Genomic DNA, 17,793 nt, shown 5'->3' with positions numbered 1-17,793 from the left:
CTAACTCTGCAATATTGTTAAAACGCAATATATGCGAACCAAACAAGAGCTAGCTGCACCCTGCGCTACAATATATAAATGTAAGCTCTTTTATGTCGATATTGCTTGTTTACTCATTATGGTGAAGCGAATGTTCGAGGAAACAAAGATTAACTGGCCAGACTACTATCACCCGCGAAACGCGCAAATTCATGTTAAAAATGCCGTGCCCAGCAAAGTCCCTGCAGAGCGAGTTTGGGCATGTTTAATAAAGGCGCCGTGTTGGCCAACCTGGAAGAATAAAACGACCTCTGTGCAGCTGTTAAACGGTAACGGCTTAGAGTTAGAAAAAGGTACGGTGTTTCTTTGGAAAACTAAAAAGCTTCAATTCGAATGTACAGTAGTCGAATTTGTGCCTAACAAAAAAATTGCTTGGAAAGGCAAATCTGGCGGTATAGATATGTATCACGCTTGGAAATTAGACTGCCAAGCAGACGGCTGTTCAATTATTACTGAGACAACCCAACGTAATGGAATAAGCTGGCTCGCCAAGTTTTTTCTTCCCAAGCAAATTAATAGCTATCATCAACATTGGCTTGAAGAACTGCAACAACAAGCCCGTTAACTTAGAGATCGTAAACTAAACCCAGTGAGCGATATATCGCATCGCTTATTTTGCTCCCTGAAGCCTTAATGCGCTGTTGTTTTCCTTTCTGCCAAATAGTCTCTCCTTTGTCGTTCAATCCAAGTTGCCACAAATGGGTATCGCGATCTTGGAACAAATAGTCTTCTAACTGTTCAGCAAAGCCTTCTCCGCATAGGTACAAACCAAACTCGAGATTAAGATGATCAGAACGCGGATCAAAATTAGATGACCCAACATAACTGCACTGCTTATTCACAACCAACGCTTTCACGTGGTAATAATGCTTAGCGCGCCCTTTCTCTTTGTCTGGAGCAAACTCATAGAGCTTAACGTCTTGTTGTAATAACTGTTTTCGATAGGGTGAATAATACGCTCCAACAAACGCTGAATCACTGCCCGTTTTACCAGCAGTAATAGCCGTGACCTCTGCACCAGCTTGCTTGAATCTTTGTATATCACTTTCTCCAACGGCCTTAGGCAATAAATACGGTGTAGATATAACTAGCTGTTCAATCTGCTTGTGCTTCTGCTGCATAGTTTTAGACAAGCGCTCTCGATGATAAGGTTGTTTGTCTTCAAGTTTATTAAGTGAATCAAACAAAGCGGTCGCTTCAACAGAAGTGTATTCTGGCTCAGCGATAGCCAATACACTGTTGGCGATCGCAGCTAGCTGTAATGGGTATTTGTTGGCAAGCTTGGTAAAACCCACTAAAAAATAGTCGCGCTCTTCTGCCCTTGGTGTCCCTACTAAGGTTTGAACATCAACCGCACTCTCACTCAGAAACAACTGATTAAAGTTTTTCTCAAAGGCCGCTAACACATCGCCTTTTACCAACAAGTCCAAATCGAAAAAGTTTGCTTTTTTACTGTATTCAAAATAGCTATCACCGATATTGCGTCCGCCAGTAATCATTAAATCACCATCCACTAGCAGTAGCTTTTCATGTAAGCGATGATTACGTTTGTTTTTATGGATCTGAAAATCAAACATGCGGCTAAACCAGCCCAGTTGACGTGCTCCAAAAGGATTAAAAATGCGTATTTCAATGTTTTGGTGAGCGGCCAATGTTCTTAACCACATGTCATTAAATTCAAGTAGATCATCAAGAACTAACTTTACTTTTACACCTCTGTCTGCGGCCATTCTTAGCTCTCTGTATAAGTAGGCACCACTTAGGTCATGGTCCCAAGTAAAATACTCCAGCAATACATAAGACTTAGCGTTTCGAACTGCAGCTATGCGATGAGTTAAAGCCTCTTTCCCATTCGGTATTAAATAGACTTGAGCAGGCACAGTCTCAGGCTGCCAGTTGCTGGTTAAGTCTTCAGCTATAGGCGGAGGAGCACTAGAACAGCCCATTAAAAAACTAAACAAGCCTAAAACCGTTAAGTATTGAATACGCAAAACATAGCGCTGTAGAAGGGCTACAGGTTTAGTAAAATAGTACATAACAAGACCTAGAATAAATAGATAAAAGAATGTGGTTCTTAAGGGCATCCATGCCCGAGGGGTAGCTTAGAAACGGTAGCCGAGGTTTAGTGTGGCTGCAGTGCGATCTTTACCTATGTTAACAATGCCAGTGATATTGAAGTTTTTGTCTAGCTCTTTATTAAAGCCAATGAGGCCAGCCCAACGTTGGCTGCGAATACCTACGTTATAATCCATCTCAATATCTTTGAAACGCACGGTGCCGGTCATGTAGTCATCGTATCCCTGATATTCAGCACCAATAAACACTTGAGCTCGCTGCTGCTGAAACTGATAACCGAGCATTGGTTGGGCGGTAAAAATGCTGCCACCCCAATCATCTGCTCCTTTCATTTTTGTTTTAGTTACAGTACCTGTTAGTGAGGCAAACAAGTTCTTATAGCCGATAGATAAGGTAGTGCCTGCGCCAAGTAAGTCATACTCAAGGTGAAGTGGAACGTTAAAGTCACCAGATGGAACATAAATGTGTTCACCTAAACATTTTTCTCCAACCACCAAACCAATACACTGGTCGATACCTTTAAAATGGGCCTCAACATCGGCATCTACATTTAGCTTTCCTACCAAGCCAAATACATTCCAAAATGGCAAGATGTAGGCGTCTCCACGAAGGGTAAAGCTCTCGGTATTTACTACCGCATGGGTTTTTTCTGGGTCAAAGAAAGCTTCTAAAAGTGCTGGGCTTAAACCAAAAACACTAAAGCTGGTAAAATCGAAGTTAGTCTCTTGACTACGGTAAGCCATAGAAAACCCATAAGGTTTTGGCAAGTCGATGCCCTTTCTACGTAAGGTATCGCCAAAAAATGGAAGAACATTCTCTAATTTTACGTTTTCTTCGCGAACACGAGGGTCTGACATCTCTGACAGTAACTGCTGATCTTTAATAATCGCACCCGCTGCATCGTCAAAAAAAGCGACCGGCTTGATCTCCATATTCAGTTCGCAGTCATGGCCTTTACAGACACCCTTAGCATTAATCGTTTTATGTTTAATCACGTATTCGCCAGTGTTAAGTACTTCCAACTTCAATGTTTGTCGATATTGATTAACTTTGCCTAAGTCATGCTTGAAGGGCTCACTGTTAGTAATCACCATGCTTTTCACTAAGCCATTTCTCACGGTCATTTTTACCTGCATAAAGCGGAAGAACGCTAAGTCTTGTGGTAAAGCAAATTTAGAAAAATTGAAACGTACAGTGGCACTACCATCCGCTTGTTGATCAACTTGTAGCGAGCTTTTATCGTAAGTGCTCGCGTATTGGCGTAATTTGTATTCTGTCATCGCTAACTTTTCGATGTCTTTAAGCAAGTTCTTACGGTGTTTTAGACTTTTTTCTTTATAGCGTATATTTAAGTTCATGCGGCCTTTTAGGTCGGTACTATGAACTAAAAAATACTCTGTAGTGTCGGTGCCATGTTTTCCTTTAAAGGTTTTAGTTACGTGCTCTATAAAGTGATCGGTCTGGCCTAAATCACTTAATGCAAGACCAGGAAGGTGTTCCGGAATATTCAAATCTCTTAGCTCTTTAAACTCTGCCGCATTATCTAAATCAGCAGTATCTCCCTGCTCCGCTAAAGCAGGAGCAGTAATTAATACACATGATGCAAGTGTCGCTTTAAGCCAGCTTAGAGAAGCTTTTTTGTTAAATATCGTCATTACAGTTCCAAATTGAAAAACTTTAAAGGCTTATCAACGAAACGAATCAGCAAACGTCCATATCTAACTATTGCGTTAGGTCGACCAAGAAGATGAGAAGGTAACTACGCCCTGCTCGTAAGTTGGACGTAGAATAAGAGGAAAGCGTAATAAGAGTTAATCGACTTTGATGGATCAAATCCTCACTTCATTGGATAACTGAAATGCTAAGCAAGCATTAAGGCTTTTATGTTTATCTGCTGATGAGTGTGAACGCCGACTGTAATTTGAAGATTAGCCGCGTAGCTCAGTACCTTATATGCAATAAGCTTGAAAGCGTGCAAGATGCCTTGAATAGAAAAGGTAAGAATGGGGAGTGGTTAGCGAGTTACCACACTAACCCTAGAAAGAGATTCGAGACGTAAACAATAATGTCGAATAAATTGAGAGTGAATAGTATTTGGGGCATACCTTCACTCTTCACTAGAGCACTTAACTATGCGTTCGATTAGAAGCCCTAGTAAGCTTTTAGCTGAGTGAAAAAGCTACTATTTGATGACAGTTTATAGAGAAGTGTTTGTAATAGGCTTCTCTAATCACTATTGCATAGGCGGTGTTGTAATAATTCCTCAACCAGTTGCGATACCATTTTTACAGTAATCAATACTAGGCTCAAAAATAGCAGCATCTGTAACGGCGAGTTGATGTCGTATACAGGGGTTAAATATTGAGCGGTCATAGTCATCAATACTAAGAATTGCCCGCCTAGCATACGTACCACCAAATGCTCAGGCCGGTAGAATAGCCGCCAAATTACAAAACAATTGATGAAATAGAATGCTGCTAACTGCCAACCAGTTTCTAACATGGGTAAAATAAACACATACTCAAGTAAAATAATCGCCGACCATAAATAGATAAGCCCCAACATCTTGTTCATCAACTTCGAACTAAACTCCACCATACTCACCCCCAAGGTAGCGGCAAGAAGTGGGAACATGAATCCATCAGGAATCGACAGGTAAATCCATAGCGCCCAGCTAACAATGGTGATAAAAATAAACTTAATGGCTCTAAACACACCCTCACGTTTACTGGCTATAGCCTCCTTTGACTGCACTGCAAGTTGCTTACGACTAACGCGAGCAGCATTAGATTCAGGCCACAACAAACTAAATACCAGCGAAAAGCACACCGCCCCCAATAAGGTCTCTTGTATCCTTATAACTGCTAATTGAAAACTGTAACCCTCGCTTAGTCCACCAGCTAAACTCACAATGATGGCAACTATAAACGCCATTTTGTAAACATAGCCATTGGCACTTCGCGCCGACATATAAGATGAAATAGCGCCTAAACTCAAAACACTTAAAAAGAACAATTCGCGCTGTTGACCAAAACAAGAAATTAGGGTGAAACCCAATACAGCGCCAATCACAGTGCCGAATAATCTATGGCTAACTTTTTGAATAGCATGGCCATAACTTTCCGTTGTTGCCATAACAATAACGGTTACAGCTCCCCAGTAAGGCTTATCCCAGCCAAAGCTCAATGCCAAAAATATGGTTAAGGCAAGGCTCGCGGCAACTTTGATTGCCATTTTGCTTGCTTCGTTCATTAGCCTGCACTCACTGAACGTTGATTAATCATTACCGATGCAGTGGTGCCTACTCGCAATTGAACATTTTTTGGCAAAGCATTTACAGCGATTTTTACCGGCAAACGCTGGGCTAATCTAATCCATTCAAAATTAGGATTTACGTTGGGTAACAGGTTAGTACTCGTACTTCCATCGCTTTGGGCAATGCCATAGCCAATGCTAACTACAGTTCCCGTTAAAGGATTGTTTGGATAACTCATAAGGGTAATGCTAGCGGTATCTCCTTGCTGCATTGCTTGAATGTCTGTTTCCTTAAAAAAGCCTTCTACCCAAAAGCTGGCTTCATCTATTAATGCAACCACTGGTTGATTAGCGACAACGTGGGCGCCCTCTGCAATGTTAAAATTGGTGATATAACCATCTTTACTGGCGTAGATTTTTGTAAACCTTACATTTAGCTCTGCATTATCTAAAACAGCAACTGCAGCCTGTAAATTAGCGTTAGCCGACTCTACATCGTTGTGTAGATTATTTAGCGTAATCACTGGTACCGCCCCTGGCGTACGTTTCTCCAATGCGCTCATTCGTTTCAGTTCATTATTGGCCCGCGACAACACAACTTTTGCTTGAGCTAAAGACGCCTTGGCTTGATGACTGGCAGCTAAATAAACACTGTCGTCAATTTCAAACAACAATTCACCAGCCCTTACGCGCTGATTGTCGTTAACATAAATCTGAGTTACGGGCCCTGTCACCCTAGGAGTAATCTCAATAATATTCGCCCGTACCTGCGCATCTCTAGTCCACGGTTGTGAAATATAGTGTTGGTATTTAATGCCTGCTAGTACAGCGGCAATAACAATTAAAGCAATGGTAATTAATTTGGTTTTCATAAAGAGGCCTTAGGTATTAACCGGGGAAAACGTAAGTGCTAAGCAATACCGCATAAATAACAATTAACGATAATTCTACTAGAGTGGGGGCGTACAGATATTTAAGCCACCCCAGTTTACCTAGCCCACTAATGGTCAGCGTGGCTGCAAAATAGGCACAAGCAAAAGCAATTAATAATGGCGGGAAATACACCTCTCCAATCACAAGCTCTTTTGGTAAGTAGTGCTCAAACATAGTTAAATCTTTTAGGTTGTTAGACATTGGGCTAGCTTAAACATAAACACTGTAAGCCGTTAATCACCTTTGATGGATCAAATCCTCACTTGTTTTTAGTTAAGGTGAATCAGAGTTTTGACGCCAAACGGAAATACCTCATCATGGCGTTATCTTCGTCCCCATATGCGCTATCTTGAGATGAAAAATATACAGCGACAAAATCACGTTTGGTATCGACATACATCCCCTGCCCAAATGCGCCTCGCAGATAACGAGCGCCATCTTCAAATACCTTATTGACCTGAAAAACATCAGTCGACTTAAACTTGGCGGGCTGTAACGGCCTAGAAAATGCTTGGAGCCATTGCAAGGGAAGTCCTGGTTTAACGGCAATACTCTTCCAGCTTGGCGTAAACAACATGGCAAATCGTGCTGCGTCTTCCAGTGTAGAAAGCGTTAAACCATGAGAAATAGCACTACCATCGGGCGCGAGAGAAACCAACATAGGCGCTTTGGCTTTAATGTGCCCCCACACTCGCGTTTGAAATAATATTGTCCAAGGCGCGTTATCTATGCGTTCTGCCATGTAGGTTAACACCGCAACCGTGATAGCACTGTGGGAAGTGCACTCTCCTGCTTTTGTCCCTGGAACCCTCTCAATTTGCTTAACCACATCAAGCCAATGCTCCTTTGGTGCTGCATTGGATACTGCTTGGCCAAACTCTGCGGCCAAGAAACGAGCAATATTAGATTTCGGATCAAACAGTGTTTGTATGTTATGGGTAACATTGAGCCCTGTTTTATGACATAAGGCATCACGCACACTGACCAAGTCCCAATCGGTTCCTAAGAGCTCAGGGAGATAAACGCTGATAGATTTGTCTAAGGCTACAATGCCTTCACTAATAAATTGAGAGAACACCATGCCAACAGTGTTCCTAGATAACTCCATCCATACATGCTTATCATCTGGATCCATGCCCGGATAATCGTCAAATACAATCGTTCCCGATTGAACAATCATGACTCCCTGTATTCGGCTAGCTGGCTTAGCGATATATTCACTTAAACTTTGTGTCATTCCACCAGTACTTTTGCAGCTCAACATTGCAATTTGTTCATTAATCTCACGAGGTAATGCGTTGTTTACACTTAATGGCTTAACCATCGATGAAGGCAAAAACTCATTTAATTTTGAGTTATAGATAAGCGCATCGTCGCCGCCCATTTGGTAATGCGCAGGGCTAAAAAGGCGGTGCGCTTGCTGGTATTGGGCTAAGGAAAAACCATGTCGCGCCGTTGAAACAGGCAACAAAGAGTCAGTACCAGGCTGCATAAAGTGTTTAAGTTGATGGTTACGTTGACGAGCTAGCGCTGAGTTCCCCATACTCATCGATGCCGCGATGGTTGCAGCATTTGCGGAAACGGCTTTACGTGTATGTTTTGATAGTTCTGTCATGACAACTCTTGGCTTAAGGCCGCTAATAGATTTGTAGCGGCTAAGAATAGTGCTATCCTTTTCAAAGACATACTCTCTTTTGATGGATCAAACCCTCATGCAATTTAGCCTTGAGCAACTGGCAGCCTTTGTAGCTGTGTTCGAGAAAGGGTCGTTTAGTGAAGCGGCAGCAAAACTCGGTAAACATCGAACGACGATTGGCCAAGTTGTAACTAACCTTGAAGATCAATTAGCTATTGAATTGTTTGAGCGCATTGGCAGAAGCGCCAAACCCACAGAAGATGGGCAACTGCTCTACCGGTACGCCAAACAAACCATTGAACAAGCCAGTTCATTCGACAAAATCGCTTTAAGCCTCTCTTTTGGTCAGCAAGAAGAAATTACCATTGGCTATTGCAGTTTCATTCCAAATGAAGCCTTGGTCAGAATAAGAATCCGGCTACTCAACGCGTTCCCAAATATGAAAGTTAACTTTGTAATAAAGAATAAAGACGAGGTTAAGCAAGGACTTATTAACAATGAAATTCAGGTAGGAATCGTCAATGTAGATACCCGCACGGCAATGACCAGCTTTGATACATCGGTAGTTGCCCACGCATCATTTGCACTTTACGCCGCCACTAGCAGTGAACTCCAGTCCTATCCAGCAAACCGTTTGTACAACAAGTTAAAAACCAGTAAACAGTTAATATTAAGCGCCTACTTAGAAGATAACTTAGGAGATAAAATTACCCTATCTCCAGATGTTGAAGTGATAGACGATCTCTCGCTATTAATGAACTTGGTTCAACAAGATGTTGGTTGGGCGCTGTTACCTAGGGTTAACGTAATTCACTTAACTGAAGTACTGCAAATTAGCGAGCTAGAAATAGACGAAATGAAAGACTATTTCCGTTTTCCTGTCTCATTGTGGCTGCCTCATTCAAAACCGATGCTTGAGGTAAAAAAACATATTGCTGCAGTAATAAACGAGTTTGTTGGGGAACTAAAAGCCTAAACAAATAGCGCTAATACAAGTTACTGCAACTCGCTTTGCCATAGGAGTTGTTGTGTGGCTTTTTGATAACCATAGTCAAACAAGGCTTGCATATAAGCTTGATCGAACATCAGTTTTTTGTTTTTAGGCGCATTAAAATCGCTATCTACAAACGAGAACCGTAAATTGAAGCCGTTTTTTTCACTAAAGTACAACATTCTATATAGGTCTCCCTTAGATTGTGCAACCGTTAAACTTTGCACACTGCGACCGATTAACTCTACACCTTTATCTTTTAATGGCTTATAAGGCATCTTTAACGCCCCATTGCGTACCACAAAGACTTGAGGCGATTGCTCAATTCCAAGGGATTGGCTAATTTGGCTATAATCATAGGCAGATGGATCCATAAACATTTGAGCACTTAAGCCTCCGTCTACATGGAGCTCTTCTCTCATTTCACCTGCCATATCTACCTTGATAAATTGCGGCGGAAACACCCCAGGAATAGAAGAGCTAGCGGTTAGAATTTGATGTATCAATGCTTGTTTATTTGGGAGTTCACTGTTAGCTATTGCGCCAACATTCCAAATGACCTGCCGCCCAGAATCAAAATGGGTGGTACCAATAAATAAACGTTTCCCACCTTGTTGAGCCAAGGCCATTTTAGCAATCATAGCGTCATCAAAAGTCGCCGCTATAAAACCGTAAAGGCCCTCCCCATTGCTAAACGCATCTTTGAATAAGGTGTTTAAAAAATTTCGATTACCTAAAATAGCCTTATCATTTAAGTCCAACATAACCGTCTTCATGGTGGTAAGTTCGTCGCCACCAACATAGACAAATGGAGCAATCAGCGCTCCAGCACTCACCCCGGTAATAATACTAAACTCAGGCAATGCGCCCGCATCCCTCAAGCCATTAAGTACACCTGCCCCATATGCACCATTAGAGCCACCGCCAGATAGCACCAATATATTCAAACCTTGCGCGCTGGGCTGTAATGGCGAGGTATTACGTTCTTTGTTAAATAAAAAGTCGGGGGCTTCGCCTCCCCAAAACCTGAATGGCTCTTCAGAGGTATTTACGCCAGCAACGCCAAATACTGCCTGCTCATAGTTGCTTTGCTGTACACGTTGGTCTAAACCGTGGCTGCTTGAACACGCGCTGATCACAAGGCAGCAAAACAACACAAACGAGAGTTTTTTCATTATTAGTACTCAACTTTAGATGAAGACCGACTAAGCCACTTTACTCGCAGAATAGTGAGAACTGGGTAACTCGAATTGGTCTTGCGCCAAAATGGTTTGTAGTTCCCATTCACCACTTTTCTGGGTTGCTTGCAATACGCCGTAACTGGCATTATTAGCATATTCAAGCGCCATAATAGGTGGCCACCCCTTTAGTAGCCCACCGGTGAACAAGGCTGAAATAAGATCACCTACGCCCACTGGAGCCTTTGCAAAATCAAGCTTTGGCCGAGTCACTAAATAACACCCACTAGCATCTGCCAACATCATGCTAAATTGCATTTCAGACACACTATGCAGGTGTTTTACTAGTACCACTTTTGGACCAAGGCTTAAGGCTTTCTGGCAAGCTATAACCGCATCGTCTACATTGTGTATTTCTTGTTTAACAAAGTGACTAAGCTCGAACTGATTTGGCACTATAACGTCTGCTTTTGGCATCACTTCAGCAACTAGGTATTCGCTCACGCCCTCAGCTAACATGCAGCCTTTTTCTGGGTCCCCCATTACCGGGTCACAGATGTAAATGGCCTTAGGGTTAACCCTCTTAACTCTATTCACTATGTCAACTAACGATGCCGCTTGTTCTGCACTGCCTAGGTAACCCGACAACACTGCTTGGCAGTGTGTTAATTGGCCAATCGCATCAATACCACTGATTAAATCAGTGACTTGATTAGCGTTAAGGCTTTGGCCAGTCCACCCCTGCGAATATTGAGTATGATTTGAAAACTGAACGGTATGCACAGGCCATACTTCAAACCCCATACGCTGCAGCGGAAATACCGCAGAGCTATTACCTGCATGACCAAATACAACATGTGATTGAATAGAAATAATGCCTTTCATAATGCCTACCGTCGGTTAAATAAGTTGGAAAGATTAAACAACAGCAAGCGCTCTTGAGCGCTTGCTTTTTTGGTGGTTACTGAGCGTTGTACTCAGCAAAATGTTCGTCTAACACTTTGCGTGTTTCACGGCCAATCAACTCATATTCATGGTGAGTTAAGTTAGCTAATGAAACACGTACTGAGGCATGAACCGTATCAAAGCCTTTACCTGGTAAAAGAATCACGCCGGTAGACTGCGCTAAACGGAACAAGAAATACTGGCCTTTACCGGTTTCTTTAAACCAACGAACAAAGTCTTCGCCGTAAAGTTGGCTGCCAATTTGGTCAAGCTCAAGTAAGGTGTAGTAGTCAACACGGTCTTTATCTTCGGTGACTTCTAAACCCATGGCGCCGTATAACGTTTTGTAGCGCTCACGGATAATACGTTTACAAGCCGCTTTGTAGTTGTCTTCTAAGTCCATAAGGCAAGTTAACGAAAACAACGCCATTTGTACTTGCTGAGGCAAAGCCAAACCAGCGGTATGGTTTAGTGCGACTGCTCGGCTATCTGCAACAATGCGATCAATAAACTTAATGTCGCGTGGAGTTGGGGTTAACGTTTTGTAGCGGTTGTCTAAACGTTCTTGGTGGGCTTCTGGCAAGGCACGCATAGCGTCATCAAACACATTAGTTTCGTGAATACCAATGGTACCTAAACGCCAGCCAGTTGCGCCGAAGTATTTAGAGAATGAGTACACACACAAGGTGTTGTAAGGCAAGGTAGCGAACAACGATACAAAGTCGTCAGCAAACGTGCTGTAAACATCATCGGTAATAATAAATAGATCTTTACGTTGCGTATTAACAAAGTCAGTTAATAGTGCCAATGTTTCGTCTGACATTTTTACCGAAGCTGGATTAGCAGGGTTAACAACACAAAGAAGTTTGATGCTAGTATCGGCTAGTTTTTCAATCTCAGATTGTGGTAATTGCCATGTGGTTTCGTCCAAACGCAACTCAACAATTTCTAAGTCGTATTCAGCCAACTCCGGGATTTCTAAATAAGGTGTAAAAATAGGTGTAATTAAGGCCACTTTGTCGCCTTTTTTCAACAAACCATTGTTGAACATAGTGGCAAACGTATAAGTCATAGACGCGGTGCCACCTTCGGTAGCGAACAAGTCAAAATTAGTGGTCATTGGCACAGAACCGTACATCTCTTCGCCAATATATTGCTTCACTACTTTTTCAATGTTGGTAAGCATGCGAGAAGGCACTGGGTAGTTACAACCTAAAAATGCCAACACTAACTCGTTAAGAAAATCGTGTTTCTCTATACCTAAACGGTCTTTTGCGTAGCTGAGTGCCTTTTGAAGAAACTGTACGCCATCTTTAGCGCCATATTGTTTTGCAAAAGTATCGAAACGTTCAACAATCCCTTCACCGTTAGGAATACCGCCAAAACCGCCATCTAAGTAAGCGTAGTTACGCTCTGCTTCTTCAATCGAAAAATCACCTAAACGCAAAAATGCTTTACGAGGTAAGGTTGCTAAGAAGTTAGGGTTACCACGGCCAGCATCTAGTAAAGAACGATCAGGAACAGTGTTAGCTAAATCAATAAGTTTATCTTTTAGTTCAAATGGGCTTAGGTCTGCGAATTGCGTGAAGTCGATATCTAACATAATAATTTACCTTTTATATTGCTTAAAGTTTGCCCGCTAGGCTGCTGCCTTTGCGATGGAGGTATATTAAATAAGGAAGGAAAATCGAGTTAATCACCTATGTAGGACTGCATCCTCACTTTACCGCTAGCGCCTCAATCGGGAGCTACCAACGCTGACACATAACCAAACCACACAATCTTAATAACCATAACTAATTGTTTTAAAAGATATAAATCCAACCAAAATATAAATAGAAAGAAAGGCGTTTTATAAAACTAACCATTACTTGAGGGATTGTGGTTCTTTAGGAAAACAAAAAACTTACAGACAAAGAGTAAATAGCGATAGAAGTGGATGACGAACAAAGGGCATAGCCCCCTAACTTTAAGATCAGCGTTGCATGCCACATCAAAGGTGGTTAGGACAAAACTAGTACTCTGACTAAACCAAAGGGTCAGCACTCATTGTTTGCTTTTACATACTAAAAAAGCGCCTTTAGGCGCTTTCTGTTTACTTATAAAGAAGAGTTAAACTCAGCCATTTTCAGTTCCTAGAAGATGGCTGAGTGTTTAGCCTCGTGCTCACACGAGTCAAATTTACATCGCTACGTTAGTAGTAATAATACCAATGATAATTGGCCCCCATAAGGTAAGCAGTACATTGGCAATAGCGTAAGTAACGGTAAACGCAAATACAGGAGTTGGGTTACCGGCTTTTTCTAATAAGGCGGCAAATGCTGGATTAGCGCTTCTACCACCTGCTACCGCAGCCAAGGCTTCAATAGGGTTTCTTACACGTAACACATAGTAAGAAAAGAAGAAGGCAACAATTTGCGGAATAATAGTTACCCCCACACCCAACATAAGCAGTGTTAAGCCGTGTTCACGAATTGCATCTATCGCTTGAGGACCCGCTTGTAAACCTACAATACCTACAAATACTGCTAAACCAAAGTCTCGAATAAAGTTAGACGCGCCCATTGGGAATGCGGCTACTTTAGGGTTTTTACTGCGTAACCACCCCACTGCCAAGCCTGATATTAAGCAACCCGCACCGGAGCCTATAGTGACTGGAATACCGGCAATTTCAAAGTGAATAAGGCCAATCAGTAAACCAACCGCCATACCAAGACCAAGCAATACAAAGTCGGTAACGTAAGCTGAGCCCAAACGCTGGCCAATGGTATTAGCTACGCGATTTAAATCGCCTGCTTTACCCGTGATCTGAACAATATCGTGTTTTTTAACAACTAAGTCAGCAGTGATCTCTAAGCTATTTCCATCACGAACGATATCGGTAACATAGACTCCACGAGTGAGTGATTTTTGTGCGGCTTGTTTAATTTGACCTAATGTTTTACCTATTAGTGTTGAATTAGTTGCAATGAGTTGTCGGTTCTCTTCCACCAATTCCAATGAACTTGGCAAATCAATTTCTTCGCCTAGCTGACTAGCTTGCAATTTAACTGCTTTACGTCGGCCAGTAACTACCACTACGTCATGTTCTTTGAACCTAAGTGCATAGTTAACGTCTAACTGCTCACCTTCACGTTGCACTAACTCAATCGCTGTATCAATTAACGAGTCATTGGCTTGAGCAATGGTAAGGTTCAAGATAGAACTACTATTGTTAACAATATATGCTCGAGAATCTAAAGCAGTGATGGCATTAAATTCACCAGCACCCAATTCAACTTTGCCGTTATTATTCTTTTCAGCTAACTCAATTGCTTCTTTACGAATGTCCCACTTCATGAGTGTAGGAATAATCCAAGTCACCATTAAGATTGGGCCTAAAGAACCAAAAATGTAAGTTACTGCGTACCCTACTGCCACATTGGTTTGCATTAAGCTTTTAGCTTGCTCACTGATTCCGCCCAACTTACCAATGGCATCACCTGCGGTACCAATAATTGCAGACTGAGTTAAACCACCAGCAGCTAGACCCGCGGCAGTACCACGATCAAGATCAAACATCCAAGCAGCACCTAATACCACCAACAGACCTACAGTAGTCATAACTACGGCAGAGAGGATCACATTAACTGTTTTACGGTTTAGTGCACCAAAGAACTGCGGACCACCTTGAAAGCCCACCGCATAAATAAACAAGGCAAAGAAGATGCTTTTAACACCTGGGTCTATATCAACTCCAAGTTGACCAACCAATACGCCCATTAAAAGCGTGCCAGCAACACCGCCAAGCACAAAGCGTCCAATGGTAATTTTACCGACTAGATAACCTAAAGCTAAGGTTACGAACAAAGCAATATAAGGGGAGTTTTGAATAAGCTGTTGCGCGATGCTCATAACGCACCTCCGCATGTATGCTGCGATGCAAAAATCGACGTAGATACGCTGACTTGCAAACCGAATTTAATGTATGAATGAAACATATCTACCTCTAAATAAACACGCAGTATTGCGATGGAGGTATATTAAGTAAGCTTACAGATAGCAGTTAATCGCAGTTGGAGGACGGTATCCATCAAACCACTTTTCTTAGCAATGTCGAAGTAGCCAATATAAATGGTGTCGGGCTCGAAAGTGGATTGCTAGCAAACAAGGGTTAATAGCTTAACTATCGAATGAAAAGATAAGCTCAAATAGTCAGTAGCTTAGAAAATAGGTAATCAACTATATGAAAATGCTAATAAATGGTGTGGCAGAATAAATAGAGAAGATATTTCGAGGGAGAGTACGGCTTCTAAATACTTTAGGCGTTCGCGCTTTAGTTTACAAAGGCTCTAATCAGAGTTTATTCATAGACGTTTTGTAATACTGATATGTAGACTAGTGACTTACAGAAACCATGTTTGAGAAGGTTTTGCTTTTGTCAGCTTGCAAGCAAGCTACCCGGGTACATATAGAGAAGTAAGCTGAGTGAATATAATGAAATTAGCTGTTTAACACCGAAAAACCAATGCACATATACACACAGCGCCTAACATCTTCAGGTTGTCCATTGATTGCGTCGAATAACCCCTTTACACCATCTAGTTTTGGAATGATGGGTCCTACCGATAATATGGCAGCTCTAAATTGAGCATTTGTATTAAAGGAATTTACCCAAGAATCATAAAATGCAGCTGTAGAGTTAAAATTGAGAGGCCCTTTGATCATTTGAATGTAAATAGGAGCCAGCTTAGCAGCTATGTCAGATTTTCTCTTAAAATGAGCATTGATACCAGATTTAGAAATACCCGCTGTTTCAGCAATATGCACAAATGTAGCTTTATCAAACCCTTCGCTCATGGTGATTCTTAAGGCTGCATCAATAATCTTAGCCTTGGTTCGTTCCGATTTTTCGTTCATTAAATTGGCCGGCATATTGTTGTAACTCTTCTTAATGATGTTTTTCCAATAGTAGCACTAGCAATATTTACTTTGCTAGCGCGGCTAAATGATTGAATGCGTTAAGGCTTATTGCAACAGCTAAGTTATTGGCGAACTCGGTCATTTTGAATTGACCGGAATAAAATTAAAGTAATCCATATGTAAAAATCAGTCAAAAATTTGGTTGACCCAAGTTCGTCAGCAATCTATTATCCAGCCACAAAAAAGGACGGCTTCCTTTTTTTGTTTGCGGCTAAGGAATTTATCGCCCTATTTGCATAACGAAACCCGAAGTCAACATTGGTAAGACCCCTGAACGGTGTCTTACGTTTCTCACTCAATAGTGGCCACAGTGATTGGCCTATATGGAAAAATAATGAAAAAAATTATTGTTTTATTGGCATTAGCTACACCTATGTTGGCTAACGCCAGTGAACCCAAAGACGCAGGGAAAACCTTTGCGCAAATAACCGCCTGCCATTTAGCTGGTGAGATAGATAAATCCGATAAAGATGCAGCAAACTTTAAAGTAATTGCTAGGTACAAAATCGCAAGTCGTAACCATTGGTGGAAAAAAGACATGAAAAAAGCACAAAAGAAGGAGTTCAGACGCTTAGATAACACCAATAAATTAGAGCTGGCGATTATGTGCGGCATTATCGAAAACAAGTGGCTATAAAACAATTATTTAATTTAAAGGTGATTTACATGTTTGATCGTGCTTATTTTCGACGAATTACACTGACGGTATTTGTTTTAGGGTTGTTTGCTTGTAAAAGTGAGAGCTTGTTACACCCTCTCAATGAAAGTGTTCGTCCCGTAAAGATAATGCAAATTTCAGTTGGTGACAACGTGGAAACATCCACCTTTCCAGCAGTTATTAATGATAACCGACTTGTTGATTTAAGCTTCACATCAGGAGGTAAAATTATTTCACTTCCTGTTAAAAATGCTCAATTCGTTAAAAAGGGAGACGTGATTGCAAGCTTGGATCAACGCGAACTGAAAAACAGCTTAAACCAAGTTAAAGCTCAATATAATAGTGCCCAAATTGAGTATAAACGAGCGCTACAATTATCAAAAAATAATGCCATCTCCCAAAGAGCCTTACAAGAACGTCTAACTGAACGTGACGTTAAGAGATCTCAGTTAGACAGCGCTCTGCAAGCCGTTAATGATTCTGTTTTAACCGCGCCGTTTGATGGGGTTATCGCTAAGAAAATGGTCGATGTCGGGCAAACCGTATCTGGCGCCCAGGTTATTGTGAAGTTTATTGGCGGCGATACTCAAGAAGCATCTATCGATATGCCAGCAAACTACTTAGCAAGCTTATACAAAAGCACATACAAGCAAAACAACACCAGCACATTTATTGTTTTAGATATTGCCCCCGAGAAAAAAATTGAAGCGTCTTATCAAGAAGCCACACTATTAGCTGATAGCGCCACACAAACTTATAACATTACATTTGAGTTTACTGCCCCCAGCGACGTACTAGTTCTGCCAGGAATGAATGCAACCATCCAAATAGAAACGTTGGCAGACCATACGAATAAACTGCCCTTAATTCCGTTAAGTGCAATAACAAGTGATGGCAATGGTACCTATGTTTGGATTGTAAATAGCCAAGATATGACGGTAACAAAACGGGCCATACACATTGCAGAAAATGTGGGTGAAATGCTTGCAGCAACATCAGGAATAGCAAAAGGCGAGCTAATAGTCAGTGCAGGTGCAGCCTACTTATACGAAGGGATGAAGGTAAGAGAATGGAAATAATCTTATTCAGTCCTTTTGTAAAAGTTAACAGTAAGCAGGCG

At 41.6% G+C, this 17,793-nt stretch carries 15 protein-coding genes; 4 read left to right on the top strand and 11 right to left on the bottom strand.

Translation table 11 applies throughout. From position 1 onward, the window contains the following. Positions 1–130 precede the first annotated feature (130 nt). A complete protein-coding gene (locus Q4549_RS01850; RefSeq protein WP_303552849.1) occupies positions 131–604 on the top strand; it encodes an SRPBCC family protein in 474 nt (157 codons plus the stop codon). A gap of 1 nt (position 605) precedes the next feature. Here Q4549_RS01850 and Q4549_RS01845 read toward each other — a convergent pair whose 3' ends face one another. The 6 genes from Q4549_RS01845 to Q4549_RS01820 all read right to left on the bottom strand — a co-directional run bounded on the left by Q4549_RS01845 (position 606) and on the right by Q4549_RS01820 (position 7,918). Further along, complete coding sequence (locus Q4549_RS01845; RefSeq protein ID WP_303552850.1) at positions 606–2,075, bottom strand: phosphatidylserine/phosphatidylglycerophosphate/cardiolipin synthase family protein; 1,470 nt, start codon at positions 2,073–2,075, stop codon at positions 606–608. A 66-nt stretch (positions 2,076–2,141) separates the two neighbouring features. Continuing rightward, on the bottom strand, positions 2,142–3,770 hold the full coding sequence (locus Q4549_RS01840) for a hypothetical protein (protein WP_303552851.1): 1,629 nt from the start codon (positions 3,768–3,770) through the stop codon (positions 2,142–2,144). A 571-nt stretch (positions 3,771–4,341) separates the two neighbouring features. Beyond that, positions 4,342–5,367: an FUSC family protein gene (locus Q4549_RS01835; protein WP_303557070.1), complete on the bottom strand. Its 1,026-nt coding sequence runs from the start codon at positions 5,365–5,367 to the stop codon at positions 4,342–4,344. Next, positions 5,367–6,242, bottom strand: a complete 876-nt coding sequence (locus Q4549_RS01830) for an HlyD family secretion protein (RefSeq protein ID WP_303552853.1) — start codon at positions 6,240–6,242, stop codon at positions 5,367–5,369. Before Q4549_RS01830 ends, Q4549_RS01835 begins: the two co-directional genes overlap by 1 nt. Positions 6,243–6,258: 16 nt before the next feature. Continuing rightward, positions 6,259–6,504 carry a DUF1656 domain-containing protein gene (locus tag Q4549_RS01825; RefSeq protein ID WP_303552854.1) on the bottom strand — a complete coding sequence of 82 codons (246 nt, stop codon included), beginning with the start codon at positions 6,502–6,504 and terminating at the stop codon, positions 6,259–6,261. Positions 6,505–6,586: 82 nt separating this feature from the next. Next, a complete protein-coding gene (locus Q4549_RS01820) occupies positions 6,587–7,918 on the bottom strand; it encodes a serine hydrolase domain-containing protein (RefSeq protein ID WP_303552855.1) in 1,332 nt (443 codons plus the stop codon). Between the two features lie 97 nt (positions 7,919–8,015). Here Q4549_RS01820 and Q4549_RS01815 point away from each other — a divergent pair, with 97 nt between their 5' ends. After that, positions 8,016–8,915 (top strand): LysR family transcriptional regulator, encoded by a 900-nt coding sequence (locus Q4549_RS01815; protein ID WP_303552856.1) that lies wholly within the window; start codon positions 8,016–8,018, stop codon positions 8,913–8,915. Between the two features lie 20 nt (positions 8,916–8,935). Here Q4549_RS01815 and Q4549_RS01810 read toward each other — a convergent pair whose 3' ends face one another. The 5 genes from Q4549_RS01810 to Q4549_RS01790 form a co-directional block, all read right to left on the bottom strand. Continuing rightward, positions 8,936–10,105, bottom strand: a complete 1,170-nt coding sequence (locus Q4549_RS01810) for a patatin-like phospholipase family protein (protein ID WP_303552857.1) — start codon at positions 10,103–10,105, stop codon at positions 8,936–8,938. A 30-nt stretch (positions 10,106–10,135) separates the two neighbouring features. Next, complete coding sequence (gene pdxY, locus Q4549_RS01805) at positions 10,136–10,993, bottom strand: pyridoxal kinase PdxY (protein WP_303552858.1); 858 nt, start codon at positions 10,991–10,993, stop codon at positions 10,136–10,138. Positions 10,994–11,069: 76 nt separating this feature from the next. Continuing rightward, positions 11,070–12,656, bottom strand: a complete 1,587-nt coding sequence (locus Q4549_RS01800; protein WP_303508722.1) for a bifunctional aspartate transaminase/aspartate 4-decarboxylase — start codon at positions 12,654–12,656, stop codon at positions 11,070–11,072. A gap of 578 nt (positions 12,657–13,234) precedes the next feature. Beyond that, positions 13,235–14,947, bottom strand: coding sequence for an aspartate-alanine antiporter (aspT, locus tag Q4549_RS01795; RefSeq protein WP_303552859.1), 1,713 nt, complete (start codon positions 14,945–14,947; stop codon positions 13,235–13,237). A gap of 588 nt (positions 14,948–15,535) precedes the next feature. Beyond that, the gene (locus Q4549_RS01790) at positions 15,536–15,967 is read right to left on the bottom strand and encodes a TetR/AcrR family transcriptional regulator (RefSeq protein ID WP_303552860.1); all 432 of its coding nucleotides are present in this window, start codon (positions 15,965–15,967) and stop codon (positions 15,536–15,538) included. Positions 15,968–16,349: 382 nt separating this feature from the next. Between Q4549_RS01790 and Q4549_RS01785 the strand changes: the two genes are divergently transcribed. Next, positions 16,350–16,652, top strand: coding sequence for a hypothetical protein (locus Q4549_RS01785; protein ID WP_303552861.1), 303 nt, complete (start codon positions 16,350–16,352; stop codon positions 16,650–16,652). A 29-nt stretch (positions 16,653–16,681) separates the two neighbouring features. Next, entirely contained in the window at positions 16,682–17,752 is a 1,071-nt protein-coding gene (locus tag Q4549_RS01780; RefSeq protein WP_303552862.1) for an efflux RND transporter periplasmic adaptor subunit, read from the top strand. Positions 17,753–17,793: the final 41 nt, after the last annotated feature.

Origin of the sequence: Agarivorans sp. 2_MG-2023 (assembly GCF_030548085.1) — a bacterium.
Lineage (GTDB): Bacteria > Pseudomonadota > Gammaproteobacteria > Enterobacterales > Celerinatantimonadaceae > Agarivorans.
This window is presented reverse-complemented; position numbering and strand designations above follow the sequence as displayed.

Excerpts from the sequence above, each read along its gene's own strand:
- Q4549_RS01820 (WP_303552855.1), bottom strand. The coding sequence starts at position 7,918 with ATGACAGAACTATCAAAACATACACGTAAAGCCGTTTCCGCAAATGCT.
- Q4549_RS01825 (WP_303552854.1), bottom strand. The coding sequence starts at position 6,504 with ATGTCTAACAACCTAAAAGATTTAACTATGTTTGAGCACTACTTACCA.
- Q4549_RS01830 (WP_303552853.1), bottom strand. The coding sequence starts at position 6,242 with ATGAAAACCAAATTAATTACCATTGCTTTAATTGTTATTGCCGCTGTA.
- Q4549_RS01850 (WP_303552849.1), top strand. The coding sequence starts at position 131 with ATGTTCGAGGAAACAAAGATTAACTGGCCAGACTACTATCACCCGCGA.
- Q4549_RS01840 (WP_303552851.1), bottom strand. The coding sequence starts at position 3,770 with ATGACGATATTTAACAAAAAAGCTTCTCTAAGCTGGCTTAAAGCGACA.
- Q4549_RS01800 (WP_303508722.1), bottom strand. The coding sequence starts at position 12,656 with ATGTTAGATATCGACTTCACGCAATTCGCAGACCTAAGCCCATTTGAA.
- Q4549_RS01790 (WP_303552860.1), bottom strand. The coding sequence starts at position 15,967 with ATGCCGGCCAATTTAATGAACGAAAAATCGGAACGAACCAAGGCTAAG.
- Q4549_RS01845 (WP_303552850.1), bottom strand. The coding sequence starts at position 2,075 with ATGTACTATTTTACTAAACCTGTAGCCCTTCTACAGCGCTATGTTTTG.
- Q4549_RS01785 (WP_303552861.1), top strand. The coding sequence starts at position 16,350 with ATGAAAAAAATTATTGTTTTATTGGCATTAGCTACACCTATGTTGGCT.
- pdxY (WP_303552858.1), bottom strand. The coding sequence starts at position 10,993 with ATGAAAGGCATTATTTCTATTCAATCACATGTTGTATTTGGTCATGCA.
- Q4549_RS01835 (WP_303557070.1), bottom strand. The coding sequence starts at position 5,367 with ATGAACGAAGCAAGCAAAATGGCAATCAAAGTTGCCGCGAGCCTTGCC.
- Q4549_RS01780 (WP_303552862.1), top strand. The coding sequence starts at position 16,682 with ATGTTTGATCGTGCTTATTTTCGACGAATTACACTGACGGTATTTGTT.
- Q4549_RS01810 (WP_303552857.1), bottom strand. The coding sequence starts at position 10,105 with ATGAAAAAACTCTCGTTTGTGTTGTTTTGCTGCCTTGTGATCAGCGCG.
- Q4549_RS01815 (WP_303552856.1), top strand. The coding sequence starts at position 8,016 with ATGCAATTTAGCCTTGAGCAACTGGCAGCCTTTGTAGCTGTGTTCGAG.
- aspT (WP_303552859.1), bottom strand. The coding sequence starts at position 14,947 with ATGAGCATCGCGCAACAGCTTATTCAAAACTCCCCTTATATTGCTTTG.